13 protein-coding genes, 1 riboswitch and 1 other annotated feature are annotated in these 12,585 nt (G+C 37.4%); of the genes, 1 reads left to right on the top strand and 12 read right to left on the bottom strand.

Annotated features, from left to right (window positions below; genetic code table 11):
• Window positions 1-27: 27 nt before the first annotated feature.
• The 12 genes from KJS37_RS05575 to KJS37_RS05520 all read right to left on the bottom strand — a co-directional run bounded on the left by KJS37_RS05575 (window position 28) and on the right by KJS37_RS05520 (window position 11,533).
• Complete coding sequence (locus KJS37_RS05575; protein ID WP_213496265.1) at window positions 28-1,065, bottom strand: WxL domain-containing protein; 1,038 nt, start codon at window positions 1,063-1,065, stop codon at window positions 28-30.
• Window positions 1,066-1,093: 28 nt separating this feature from the next.
• Window positions 1,094-2,005 (bottom strand): WxL domain-containing protein, encoded by a 912-nt coding sequence (locus KJS37_RS05570; protein WP_165714054.1) that lies wholly within the window; start codon window positions 2,003-2,005, stop codon window positions 1,094-1,096.
• A 35-nt stretch (window positions 2,006-2,040) separates the two neighbouring features.
• Entirely contained in the window at window positions 2,041-3,249 is a 1,209-nt protein-coding gene (locus KJS37_RS05565) for a WxLIP family cell surface protein (protein WP_213496263.1), read from the bottom strand.
• Window positions 3,250-3,295: 46 nt separating this feature from the next.
• Entirely contained in the window at window positions 3,296-4,321 is a 1,026-nt protein-coding gene (locus tag KJS37_RS05560) for a WxL protein peptidoglycan domain-containing protein (protein ID WP_213496261.1), read from the bottom strand.
• Between the two features lie 540 nt (window positions 4,322-4,861).
• Entirely contained in the window at window positions 4,862-5,227 is a 366-nt protein-coding gene (gene rplL, locus KJS37_RS05555; RefSeq protein ID WP_004257497.1) for a 50S ribosomal protein L7/L12, read from the bottom strand.
• Between the two features lie 78 nt (window positions 5,228-5,305).
• Window positions 5,306-5,821 (bottom strand): 50S ribosomal protein L10, encoded by a 516-nt coding sequence (gene rplJ / locus KJS37_RS05550; protein ID WP_004257506.1) that lies wholly within the window; start codon window positions 5,819-5,821, stop codon window positions 5,306-5,308.
• A gap of 34 nt (window positions 5,822-5,855) precedes the next feature.
• Window positions 5,856-5,982, bottom strand: a sequence feature (ribosomal protein L10 leader region).
• Window positions 5,983-6,113: 131 nt separating this feature from the next.
• Window positions 6,114-6,698 carry an ECF transporter S component gene (locus KJS37_RS05545; protein ID WP_017369306.1) on the bottom strand — a complete coding sequence of 195 codons (585 nt, stop codon included), beginning with the start codon at window positions 6,696-6,698 and terminating at the stop codon, window positions 6,114-6,116.
• Window positions 6,699-6,798: 100 nt separating this feature from the next.
• Window positions 6,799-6,915, bottom strand: a riboswitch (FMN riboswitch).
• A 113-nt stretch (window positions 6,916-7,028) separates the two neighbouring features.
• The gene (locus tag KJS37_RS05540; RefSeq protein WP_165712142.1) at window positions 7,029-7,475 is read right to left on the bottom strand and encodes a hypothetical protein; all 447 of its coding nucleotides are present in this window, start codon (window positions 7,473-7,475) and stop codon (window positions 7,029-7,031) included.
• A gap of 142 nt (window positions 7,476-7,617) precedes the next feature.
• A complete protein-coding gene (locus KJS37_RS05535; RefSeq protein ID WP_213496259.1) occupies window positions 7,618-8,415 on the bottom strand; it encodes an EAL domain-containing protein in 798 nt (265 codons plus the stop codon).
• A gap of 3 nt (window positions 8,416-8,418) precedes the next feature.
• Complete coding sequence (locus KJS37_RS05530) at window positions 8,419-9,753, bottom strand: glycosyltransferase family 2 protein (protein WP_213496257.1); 1,335 nt, start codon at window positions 9,751-9,753, stop codon at window positions 8,419-8,421.
• Window positions 9,743-10,273, bottom strand: coding sequence for a hypothetical protein (locus tag KJS37_RS05525; protein WP_165714047.1), 531 nt, complete (start codon window positions 10,271-10,273; stop codon window positions 9,743-9,745). Before KJS37_RS05525 ends, KJS37_RS05530 begins: the two co-directional genes overlap by 11 nt.
• Before the next feature lie 117 nt (window positions 10,274-10,390).
• Window positions 10,391-11,533, bottom strand: a complete 1,143-nt coding sequence (locus KJS37_RS05520; protein WP_213496255.1) for a GGDEF domain-containing protein — start codon at window positions 11,531-11,533, stop codon at window positions 10,391-10,393.
• Between the two features lie 213 nt (window positions 11,534-11,746).
• Here KJS37_RS05520 and KJS37_RS05515 point away from each other — a divergent pair, with 213 nt between their 5' ends.
• Window positions 11,747-12,583: an Rgg/GadR/MutR family transcriptional regulator gene (locus KJS37_RS05515; protein ID WP_213496253.1), complete on the top strand. Its 837-nt coding sequence runs from the start codon at window positions 11,747-11,749 to the stop codon at window positions 12,581-12,583.
• Window positions 12,584-12,585 lie beyond the last annotated feature (2 nt).

The raw sequence follows: 12,585 nt of genomic DNA, 5'->3' as shown, positions 1-12,585 counted from the left end.
TCCTTTCTTTTTTCGCTGTCTGTCTGTTTATCTACCTGTTGGATTTCCTGGTGTGACAGAAAGTTGCCACTCCAAACTTATCATATAGGGAGCAGCACGTTGTACTGTTACACCTGGTACTGTTAAAGAAACAGGACCAAAGCGTGGGCGATTCCCCGATTCACCACCACCACCAACACCCATACGGAAGATGTCATAGTAACCTTTATCAAATAGCTCAGGGAGATAACTTTCCAATTTATCATCAGGAATATCTGTTACTGTCTCATAGATTGGATTACCATCCTCATCTACTACAGGATTACCCTCCTCATCCAAAAGAGGTACTTCGTGTTCTTCGGTATAGTCAGACAAATTTCCAACAGTTCCAACTGAATAATGCCAAGTCATGAGCCCTTCCCCAGGATTAGCAACAATAACAGGTTGGTAGGAACTACTGAGTGTAATACTTGGGATAACCTCACTAGGCTCCACCCATAAGTCTGGAGCGTCAGCGCTGGTATGTCCATGGGTAAATTTGAGCTCAGCACCTACTAGAAAATCTCCCGGTTTAGCATTTTCTTCTTCTGGCGGGTTATTAAGAAGCTCTGCCCACATGAACTGACGCGACTGTTTCACAGAGAGAGTCCAGCCCCCTTGCTCGATTTCTCCTCTCCTGTCAGTGACTTGAGCAAAGTTAGGAAAAAGCTCAAATGTGGCACCTATCTTATTCCCATCCTCATCTAGACGATGTGCTGGAAAAGGACGTGCATAATAAGTGCGTTCCTTTGTAAAAACATCCCCTCGTCCAAAAACGATACCTGAAACAAAGTCAATAGATAATGCCCCTGGAGTTCCTTGTGGAGGCGCTGGCATTCCCGGAGGAACTACAGGACTAATCGGAGAAGTTGGACGGTCTGGGTCAACAGGTCCTACCGAACCACTCCCTGGCTCAAACTGAATGGCACCCCAAGAACGATAATCAGGGAGCGCAGGCGGTTCATCTGCTGAAGCACTTATAGCCTGTGATGCTACTAAAATAGAGATTAGTGCGCTCAACGCATATTTTAAATTTATTTTATTCATGTCTTTTTCCTGTAGAATTGTTCCTTCTCTAATTTGCCGGTACATTGGAAAGCGTCCATGTGAACTCCGTTTGATAGATTGCAGCACGTTGCGCTGTAGCACGTGGCACATAAAGTGAGATTGGGCCAAAACGTGGTGTTTGTCCAGGACCCATTCGATAGTTGTCATAATAGCCCTTTTCAATGAATTCGCTAAAGTCTCCATCACCGTTTTCTATTTCATCTAACATCTCTTCTGTGATCTCGGGTGGTAAGGGATTGCCTACCGCGTAATGCCAGGTGCCGTTCCCTTGTCCTGGGTTGGCATGGAGAACTGGACGTGAGAGAGCGCCTGGTTCTAAGGTCATCTCTTCTCCATTCGCGTAACTCGGAATCTGATCATCAGGTTGATTATGACCTGTTGTAGTATGCCCATGTGAGAAGCTTATTCTTGCCCCTGCAAGAAAATCTCCTGGTCTCCCCAAATCTTCATCAATAACATTTGCTGGTGCGCCCACCCAGCGAAATTGCATATCCTGCTTGACACTGAGTGTCCAGCCATTTTCATTTTGGCGGCGATCCGTCACTTGTGCAAAATTTGGAAAAACAGCTGGCCTACCTTTTTCACCATCTGCTCCAGGAATGGTTGCAGCCATCGGACGTGCATAGTAAGTACGCCCTACGCGATCTACGGTGGCTTTTCCGAAATTCAGATTAGAGACAAAGTCTATAGAAAGGAGTCCTCCGGTCGGCTGTCCAGGATATTCGGGAATGATAGGTTGATAAGGATTGTTTGGGTCTACTGGTCCAACAATTGTATTATCTTCTTCAAAGATTATTTTGGCGGTGTTGGTAGCGCTTGCTACCCCAGGTAAAGTAATTGCTGAAACAGGAAGTGTCGTTGCGCACACTGATACGGTCATTAGAAACATTCCTGCTGACTTCAATAATATTTCTTTCATTACACAAAGACACTCCTTTCATTTATTTTTATCTATTACTCTTCAGTTAATTCACTAGTTTCTGGATTTTCAGGAAGGGTGACATTCTCCTGATTTTCTAGTTTTGCCTTAAGCTCAGCAATTTCTGCTTCTTTCTTAGCTTTTTCCTCTTCTTCCTCCTCTTTCTTACGACGCTTCCAAAGGATGAACCAGATGAGTAACAAGAGAAGTAAGAGCAACAGAGCAATAATCAACCACTTCAACCATGAGCGATCTTTTTGCTCAATAGTCACATCACGTTCATTAAGCTCGTCTGCTTTTGCTGCTGTAATCGTAAACTCACGTTCAAATTGCCATTCATGACGATAAGTGATTTCCTTTCCTTCACTATCTGTCGCAGCATATTCTCCTTTATCATCTTCAACTGCATTGACCGTCATACTCAACAAATACCTTCCAGGTCGCAGTGCTTCACCCTGTAGGGAAATTGGAAAATCAAAGTTAGTATTTGGTGCCATTTGCATAAGGTTTTGATTGACATCATGTACAATTTCAGGGTTGTCGATACCTTGAACCTTGGCATTCACATGCATTCTATTCAGCATGGTCATTTTAGGGTTTTGTAGGTTGGCATTGATTACATTACGATAATTGACTTGACCAGGACCTACATCATGCAATTTAAGTTCTGGTTCAACTGTATTTTTGTTTTGACGCATCAGAAGTGCAATAACAAAGGAGTAGCGATTAGTCACAGCAAGACCCTCATCATCAGAATGCTGAGCTTTATCTTCCTCGATTTTTTCACGATAAGTCAATCCACCTACAAGCTGGCCATCGAACTCTTCCTTAGGCATTTCTAATTCGATCTCCACCTCTTTTTCAGAGTGAGCTGGAAGAACAATTTCACTGTCAAGCTTAATGAGATCGTCATAGTTAAACTTCAAGCTTTCGTCGGGCTGTATATCATTTGGGGAATATTCGACCACACCGTTGATATTTGTTGTTGCCGTTGTCGCTGTTTGTTCAACTGTCATATTACGGTTAGTATCATTTTTCAAAGTCACCGTCACAGTTTGTTTTTCACCTGGCTCTAAAATCAAATCAAAGAAGGACTGATCACTCGCACGGTTATCTAACTCTCTGACATTCGCAGTCACAGAAAAGCCAAGCTGACTTGCTTTTACAATATTTCCAGAGAGTATCGTTCCTAAAATTGCTAGAAGAATCGTACTCCACATGATTAGTTTTTTTATTTTTTTCACCGTTATCTCCATTTTTTTATTTTTGTATCTCTAAAATGTTGTTCTTTTATAACTTATGTTTTGCTTTCTTTTTTAAAATCAGAAAAGCGAATATCGCGAGAAGGAGTGCGATTGCTGGTACTATAAGATAAACTCTTCTCTGTTCAGACCCTTTATTATTGATTGGTTCAGTACTGACTTTTCCCGCCTCATCTACTGTAAGACGGTATTCAAAATTCTGATTATCTGCTTTGTTAGGCATTGTCGTTTTTGCTTTCAGAAGATATTGTTTACCTTCGACAAGCGGTGTTTTATTGTCCAGTGCGAGATTTATCTTGGCTTGAGGAACGATAACACCTTTAACAGGCTTGAGCTCAGAAACCACTTCACCAGAAGCATTAGTAATCTCAGCCTCGATTCCCACTTCTGAAATAATTTTCGCATTTGGATTAATTAATGTTAGGCCTTGTTGACTGACTTCTAAGTTGCTAGGAGAAAGTTGCAAACTCGTCGTCTTTTCTTTCTGACCCCCGTCCAGGATGAGAGCAAAGGCGCGGTTATAAACATTCAGGATACTCCCTGTGCGTTCCGCTTCTTTGGCATGACGGCTAACATTGATTCCTCCGATAGATTGAGCGTTTAACTTTTCAGAAACATCAACTTTGATTGGAACACGTTTGGTTTCATTTGCTCCAAGTGTAATTTGAATTTTTCTTTCTGCTTCTTCCTTGCCAATCTTTACTTTCTGATTAAAGTCAAAAGTCGGTTCACCATACAAGTATTTCTGACTGTCCTTAAAATCCAGACTGTAGTCAATCACTAAATTTTCGTTTGTTATAGCTTGGTGTGCTGATATATCAAATGTATTTTCATTTTTGCCATTGACAATCTCAACATAGAGTGTCAATGTTTCTTGATCGCGTGCATCAAGCCACCAGTAAGATAAATCTTTCTTGTCTTGCTTTTGAAATTCACTTGGAATAGCTTGTGCACTAAAATCCATAGCATCACTACTTGGCGTTTCCATAGCTCCAACATTTTCAGGTAGAAAGAGCATCGTAATTCCTAATACTAATAGAACAAGTCGCTTCATATCAGCTCCTCCTTTAACTCCCTATATTTTTTATTATTTATTTCATTTAACTTTTATATGCGACAAAAACGACCTTGATACAATACGGCCGTCATTTCCGCCCCTTGTGAAAAAACAGAAAACTACCTCTGTCTGTCTGATTGTAGTTCATCAAAGCCACCTCGTCAACTTCTTGTTAATCTTGAGTAATGTTTTAGTTATCACTATAATGCTATTGTAATATTTTTATCATATAAATCAAAATAATATCAGAAAATAGAAAAAAGAGAGGAATACCTCTCTTTTTATGCTATGGTTCTTGCCATGATTTTTCTTAGATTCCACGTGGCTTAACTCCTCCAAAAAAATGCTGGTGAAAATCCAGCCCTACTGTAATATATATCTAATCAAAGCAAAATATTTAGCAACAAAAAAAACAGCCAAAATAAATTTTTGACTGTTTTTGGCTGCTATCTTTTCCGAAAGCACTATATCTATGTTCACTTAACGCAATCAAATCAAGAACTTTCGGACTAACGTAGCCAACTCACGACTTAAAAATTATTTAAGTGTGATTGAAGCACCAGCTTCTTCCAATTTAGCTTTGATTTCTTCAGCTTCTGCAGTTGCAACGCCTTCTTTGATCATTGTTGGTGCGCCATCAACGAGTTCTTTAGCTTCTTTCAAGCCAAGACCAGTGATTTCACGAACAGCTTTGATTGTAGCAACTTTTTTGTCGCCTGCTGCTGTCAATTCAACGTCAAATGAATCTTTTTCTGCTGCAGCTTCGCCACCAGCAGCTGCTACTGCTACAGGAGCAGCTGCAGTTACGTCAAATTTTTCTTCGATTGCTTTAACGAGCTCAGAGAGTTCGAGGATTGTTGCTGTTTCAAGTTCAGCAACGATGTTTTCAATGTTCAATGCCATTTTGATTCTCCTAGTAAATTTTAGTTTGTTGCGTAAATCCGCCGATATAAAAGGTGCTTACTGTTATTCCTAATGGAATTAAGCAGCTGATTCTTCTTTTTCTGCAACAGCTTTGACTGCGAGAGCCACGTTGCGGACAGGTGCTTGAAGCACTGAAAGAAGCATAGAAAGAAGACCGTCGCGGCTTGGAAGAGATGCAATAGCTGCAACTTCTTCTTTGCTTGTAACTTTTCCTTCGATAACACCAGCTTTGATTTCAAGTTTGTCTGCTGTTTTAGCAAACTCGCTCAAAATTTTAGCAGGCGCAATAGCATCTTCGTTTGAGATAGCTACTACTGATGGACCTACGAAGCTGTCGTTCAAACCTTCGAGTCCAGCTTTTTCAGCTGCACGACGCAAGATTGAGTTTTTAACAACTTTGAATTCCACACCAGCTTCACGCAACTCTTTACGAAGTTGAGTGTCTTGTTCTACAGTTAAACCACGTGAGCTTGCAACAACGATAGATGTCGCAGCTTCGAATTTTTCTGCAAATACGTCAACCAACTCAGCTTTCTTAGCAATAGTTGCTTCGTTTACTTTGTAATCGCTCATTTGTTTACCTCCATTTTATTTTGTTCGTAAGAATTTTTATAAATAAAAATCCCCACGACCAAAAGACATAGAGAGTTCAATCATTGTTTAAAATGTTTGTCCTCGGTTGGATGCTTATGACTTATGTCCCCAACTGTCTTCGGTCAGTCCTTTTCAGAACTTCTATTAGTATATCAGATGTTTTAAAAAAATGCAAGGAAAAAATTAATGAAAAATCAAAAAAATGACCACTAACGAAGTCATGATCATTTTATCTTTAGTTTCGCCCTTAGTTATAGGCTCTATTTTCTGTTTAAGCGTTAATAAATTTGATAGCCTTTGATCCTCGAAGTGCCCAATACAGTAAAGCAAAACTACCTGCATAAATGAGACCTTCTAAAATATTAAAGACAACAACAGCACCAATATAAGCTGAGATACCACCAGGGAACATTGTTGCAATATCAAAATTAGCGAACATTGAGTAAAGTGGGATAGCATATACGTAATTAAGAACTACCTGTACTGCAGTCAAAGCTAATGTCCCTAAAATGGTTGCCATAATATAGTTACGCAAGCTGAATCTGTGACGGAGAAAGAACCAAACTACCAGCACAAAGACAGTAACTGCTACAATATTCATTGGTAAACCAATATAGGTATTCACTCCTTCGCTATTTAAAAGCAACCACAAAAGCGAGCGAATAATTAGAATAGCAAAGGCACTACTCAAGCCAAGCATGAAGAGTCCAATCAAGATAGGCAAGATTGTAAAGTCAATTTTTAAAAAGCTTGCACTTGGTACCAAAGGAAATTGGAACATGGGGTAGGACAGTACAAAGGAAATTGCACTGAGCATTGCGATAAGTGTGAGTCGACGTGTTTTTGAATTTGACACGAAAAAACCTCCAAAATAGAAAATAATATTTCTTCGTTTTGAAGGGAGTTTTTGAATATTAGCGAAAACTGACGCAACTCAAAAAGAGCTGGTCTTATTTCTTATTCTTCTCCCATCCAGACTTTACTGTCGGTTGTGGAATTCCACCACATCAAGCTTTTCAGCTTCGCGGACTTTAACCGCCGGTCCCGAATTTCACGGTGCCCTGAAGATAAGTTTATTATATCACAAAAAAATATTATTGGTCAAAAAAAAGAGCGCTCACACGCTTTTTTCTTTCCTGGTAGAGACACCCAGAACCCTATTATAGGATCTGAAGCATATCACTCCTTAAATATCATTTCTAAATCGTCTTTGTTTCTCTTGAATTTTCTTGTCCAACTTTGAACAGTCCTTATTATTCATACGTAGACGACAACGTTTAAATTCTAGTTCTGCCAACTGACGCTTGATTCGTTCACGTTTTGCAGCACTAAATTCATCTTTTTTAACGTATTCTAATTTTTGAAGCATGAGTTCTTTTTTCTCAGCTAAGGCTTCAAGATGGCGCTCAATATTCTCACGTGAGAGCGTGTCTGTTTGAACTGGAAGAGCACTTTCTAAAGCTTCTTTTTTATTTTCAATCTCCGTTAAATGGGCTTCAATTTTTTTGATTTTATCTTCTTTTGATAAACTCATGAAAGCATTCATCTCTTGAGCTTCCTGATCTTCATTATCGTCTTCAAGATAAGTCTTTCGAAGCTGTTTTAAGCGTTCTTCAAAAGTCATTTCAGTCATTTCCGTACTCGTCCTTTTCTCATTGATTATCGTCTGAGATGCGCCACATTTTTTTAAAATCGTTTTGCTCAAACCTATTCTACTCTTTTTCCTAAATAATGCAACTTTCAAGCACTAATTTAAGCAAAAAAAATAGAACAAGCTATTTCTCATAATGAGGCTTGTCTATAAAATAACCTTGTCGATTGTCGATGTTTAATTTATCGGCTAAATCAATGCCTTCTCGATCTTCAACCTCAGTGATATCGATGTTTTTGTTTTTTTCTCTAATTAAACGGACCCAATCGCCCATGTTGAGATCAAACCACTCGGAATCATTTTTCTTTTGAAATTTCGAGAGCGGAATTTTCACCCCATAGATATCATTCAAAAGCCATTTGATTTTCTTAAAATATTTTTTACTTGGCTCTACTTTTTCAAGGATAACATGAACACCGATGGCTTGGCTTAATTTCAAATTTTTCCTGATTCTCGACTTCATCAACCAGCCAATCCTATCTGTAAGCTCAACATTGATTTCAATCCTCAGCTCCATCGGATAACATTCGCCTTTGACCCAGCGAATAAAGTATTCGTAACGTGGATCAGCAAGTTGTTTTAGGCTTATATTAATGGCTAAAAATTGTGACGGATGGTTTACTTTCACAAAACTTTTATGAAGCAGATATATCACTTCACGTAAGGTAAATTTATCAATATCATCTGGGAAAACCCATTCTTGTCTCTCTATATCAAACTTGCGAAGTAACGCTTCTAAACCAGTTTTTTCTCCTTTATTATCAACAATCGTCTGAAAGTAAAAAGTATAATTTTCAGCATCTTCCATTGTTTTAGGATAAATTCTGTTTTGTCGTTTCGCCCAAACATAGCTGGTCACAATCCCTAGCAAGCAGAGAAGAATAAAAATTATTGTCAACAGAAACATTACATCTAAAAGCATAGTTTATCCTTTCTTCAGGCTCTTCCTTGTAGGGCTAACCCAAGCACCAGCATGTTCATTTCTACCAAAGCAAGCTTTCATTGCTGGTATAAAAGTTGTGATTATCGTCAATGGATTGACCATCCAGAAAAACAACATATACAGTGGAGCAAAAATAAAGTATTTAAATTTTTGTCCATTACTGTCCAAGATTAAAGCGGCTAAAAGCTGCAAAGTCCCCGCTATGAGCTCAAAGGTAACAAAGATAAAGGACATCGCAAACCCATGCCAAAGACGCTCATAGTTACCTACAAAAAGGAAATAAAGCATGGCTACGATAAATATAATGGATGTAATGAAAAAGAAAAATGACCAAATGATGGAAAAAGTCGTATCAATAAACATTGACAGGACGTAGCGGTACTTAATGGGATGCAAGATAAACTTAAGTGAGTTGGTAAACCATACTTCAGTACCTCCCTGAGCCCAGCGTTTTCTTTGCTTGTAAAGCTGTGATAGGGTTTCTGGAACATTCATATGAAAGATAATATCTGGTGCAAAACGAGGTGTCACACCATACATCAGATGATCCCAAGCAATACTGATATCCTCTGTACTTCGGTCCTGTCTAAAGCCACCAACATCAATCAAAAATTGTTTTTTATACGTGGTATTAGCTCCACTGTAGGAGTACATGGAGTCGTTGATTGCAGTTTGACTTCTTTTAATGACACCTACAATACTTGAAAACTCAACGGTTTGTGATTTCCCCATGATAGTCGTCCGGTTCTGCACGTCCATGTTTGCTGTAACCGCAGCTGTATTAACATCGATTTCATTCATGAAATAGTTCATATATTTCATAAGCGCATCTCTTTCCGGGATAGTATCTGCATCATTACTTAAAATATATTCTCCCTTAGCAAAATAAGTCCCGATATTAAAGCCGTGTGCCTTTCCTTGATTTTTCAAGATATTAATGACACGTAACTTCTCATACTTTTCTTGTAAACGCTGGAGAATAGGTAAAGTTTGATCCGTACTGCCATCATTAATCACCAGTATTTCATAGTTACTATAATTGAGCATAGTGGCTAAATACTCAATCGTTTCTTCAATCATAACCTCTTCATTATGAGCCGGAATCATAATTGTAATCATCGGCTGTTCATCAGGCGCTAACTCAACAAAATTTGTCTCTTTTCGTCCTTTTTTTAGAAAGCGATAGCTTAAAGAGCCAAAGAACCAAAACAAAGCCCCAATAACAGGATAGAGACACAGGATGATTAAACATACTGTAATTACGGTCTGCAAACCGCTATCTGAAGTAAACATTTGGGAAAAAATATCAGATATCATAAGTATCCACCTCATCTTTGCCTAGGACTTTTGAAAGCTCATCATTTTTTAAATTCTTTTCTGGTAAAACTTCAAAATATTTTACATTATGACGAAACTCTTCTTCGCCAAAGCGGTCTGCCATAAATTTCTTTCCTTTTTTTCTTCGCTCAATACTAGAGACCGAATCAAATGTAGGCCATTTTTCAATCACTGATTCTCTTCGGTTGTTTTGAATAATTGTCATGCTCGCTGCATAAGTAAAGGTAATAACCACACAGAATGCAAGGAGAATCAACAAAAATTTAATTTCAAATACGCCTTCGTAATACTTCCAAAAGGCGATGCCGTACTTCCCTTTTGATATTGCATATAAGAAAGATGCTATGGTAATAAAGGTTGGTACAATGAAGCAAATCCAACCCAAAAGGGCAATCAGGAGCTGTTTAATTTTTAAAAACCAATGTCCTTTTTCAAAAAACAAGTCAGAATAACTATAATTTTCTTCAGTTTGTTCTCTGTTTAAATTTTCTTTATGCAATATATGACACTCCTTTAATATCAAAACACACTCTCATTTTCATCACAATTTTAGTATACTTAAAAACTATCTTAAATCAAAATAAAAAGGATAAAAAAATAGAAAAATCAATTTTTTCTATTTAAAATAAACTTGATTTTTCCCATTCTCTTTTGCAATATATAAATGTTTATCTACCCGATAGATTGCTTGATCTCGTGTGACCTTATCAGTAATTTCAACTACACCTACAGAAATAGATGTTTTAATCGTGTTAGAACTCGCCTGAAAAACACATCCAGATATTTGCTTGGCTATCAGCTCCATGATATCACGTACCTCTTCTCCTTTTCTATTACGAAATAAAAGGAAGAACTCATCACCTCCATAGCGGAAAAGTTGCCCGTTTTCTCCAGTCTCTCTTAAATGCTTTTTAATAAGCACACAAATTTCTTTTAACACATAATCACCTGAGCTATGCCCATAATAGTCGTTAATGTGTTTGAAATTATCAATATCAAAAAAAACTAATGAAAACTTGGAAATCTGATCGCTAGCGAGAATTTCGTCCATCGTTTCTTCAAACTTTCTTCTATTATATGTATTTGTCAATGCATCAATATAAGTATATCTTTTATACTTTGCGTACTCTCCTACAATAGAAGAAATGTCCAATAAAATAAACTTGGCAATCACAAGGAGTATAAATGTTTTCCAGAAAATCTCTAACGAGTGTACCCAGCTAAAAGCAAATTCTGAAAGGAATAAGAGCTGTACAGAAACGACAAGGCTTAAACCTATAAGCATCATTTTACCATAACTTTGCATTACAGCAGTTTGATTTTTAGCGATAAAATAGAGCGTGAGCCAAAAAAGGCCCAGAGATAAGGTAACTAATAAAATCGACTTCCAGTGAAAACCATAATTGTAAATATAAAATAAATAAAAAATCGAAAATAGCGGAAGCATTGCATATTCTATTTTTTCATAATGTGTAACAATACAATAATCGACCGCAATGGCGATAAAAATGAGCGAAATATCACTCAGTAAATAACCATATGCGCCACCTTGAGCTATTTCAATAAATAATAATTTTAAAAGAAAAATCCATAATGTAAAATTACTCGAATAGAGCCAAAAGGCAGAGTAAGGATTTCCCGCGTATTTACTGCGATGGATGATATTTTTAGTGAGAAATATTCCGCCCAAGATTGCTGGAATCAAAAACAATTTTGCAAAAAAATAAGGTCCTAGTATTTCTTTGATAAGATCCATCATCTTCACCTCTATCCTTTTGATGAGAAAGAAAAGTGACTTTTCTTCTCCTGCTCCTTACAATATATTATAATATAATAAATAATTTTACCTTTTCATATCGTTGCATATAAGCAACAACATTCTTTATCGTTACGTATTTGATAACAGTTCAATTTTTTGTTGCATTTTCTGATAGTATAGCTATAACTGCTACTATGAATGACTGGAGATTTTATGGTATATAAAAAATTTGGATATGTTTTTCGACAGATACGCGAGCAAAAACATATCTCTTTATCGGACTTTTCTTCTATAGGAATCTCAAAAGCCACCTTTTCTCGTTTTGAACGAGCAGAAACCATGATGAATTTTGAAAAAGTCGTACAAGCTTTGCAACTGATGGGGATCGGGCTCGAGGAATACGAATATCTTTTAAACGATTATGCCCCCAATGAATCAGAATACCTTTTAAAAGAAATCGAAACAGCCTTTCTTAAACAAGATAAAAAAGAATTAAACAATTTGCATAAAACCGCCCTTGAGGCTGGTTATCCTTATATCTCTTTGGCAGCAAAATCTTCATATACTGAACTCAGTCCAGAAAATATCGATACCATCACAGATTATCTCTATGATATAAAAGTTTGGGGCCAAATTGAACTTTATGTGTTTTACTTTACAATGAATAAATTAAATATACGTGATATTTTATATATACTTGATTTGTTTCTCCTAGAAAAAAAACATAAAATATTTAACTCCGTAAAATATCTGGAAATTTTTGTCTGTGCGTGCTGTCGTGCCATTGCTCTTTTAGCAAGTAAAGGCTACCAGGAATACAGCGCACACATCCTCAATCGGGTTGAAGCACTAGATCTTGTACAATCGATGTTTCTCCGCAACCTCCTTAACCTTTCTAAGGGTTTCTGGACTTATCGTTTTAAAGATGAAAAAGCTGGGAACCAGATGATGCTTCAAGCATTAGAGATTTTTCATCTAATTGGCAATCAAGAAATTGCAGGTTATTATCAACAACAATATGACTTTCATGTAAAAAAAGGAGCGTTGTGACT

Source organism: Lactococcus formosensis (genome assembly GCF_018403745.1).
GTDB classification, from domain to species: domain Bacteria; phylum Bacillota; class Bacilli; order Lactobacillales; family Streptococcaceae; genus Lactococcus; species Lactococcus formosensis.
This window is presented reverse-complemented; position numbering and strand designations above follow the sequence as displayed.

Bases quoted from the DNA above. Each gene is read 5' to 3' on its own strand.
- KJS37_RS05540 (WP_165712142.1), bottom strand. From the start codon at position 7,475: ATGACTGAAATGACTTTTGAAGAACGCTTAAAACAGCTTCGAAAGACT.
- KJS37_RS05535 (WP_213496259.1), bottom strand. From the start codon at position 8,415: ATGCTTTTAGATGTAATGTTTCTGTTGACAATAATTTTTATTCTTCTC.
- KJS37_RS05560 (WP_213496261.1), bottom strand. From the start codon at position 4,321: ATGAAGCGACTTGTTCTATTAGTATTAGGAATTACGATGCTCTTTCTA.
- rplL (WP_004257497.1), bottom strand. From the start codon at position 5,227: ATGGCATTGAACATTGAAAACATCGTTGCTGAACTTGAAACAGCAACA.
- KJS37_RS05570 (WP_165714054.1), bottom strand. From the start codon at position 2,005: ATGAAAGAAATATTATTGAAGTCAGCAGGAATGTTTCTAATGACCGTA.
- KJS37_RS05520 (WP_213496255.1), bottom strand. From the start codon at position 11,533: ATGATGGATCTTATCAAAGAAATACTAGGACCTTATTTTTTTGCAAAA.
- rplJ (WP_004257506.1), bottom strand. From the start codon at position 5,821: ATGAGCGATTACAAAGTAAACGAAGCAACTATTGCTAAGAAAGCTGAG.
- KJS37_RS05575 (WP_213496265.1), bottom strand. From the start codon at position 1,065: ATGAATAAAATAAATTTAAAATATGCGTTGAGCGCACTAATCTCTATT.
- KJS37_RS05515 (WP_213496253.1), top strand. From the start codon at position 11,747: ATGGTATATAAAAAATTTGGATATGTTTTTCGACAGATACGCGAGCAA.
- KJS37_RS05530 (WP_213496257.1), bottom strand. From the start codon at position 9,753: ATGATATCTGATATTTTTTCCCAAATGTTTACTTCAGATAGCGGTTTG.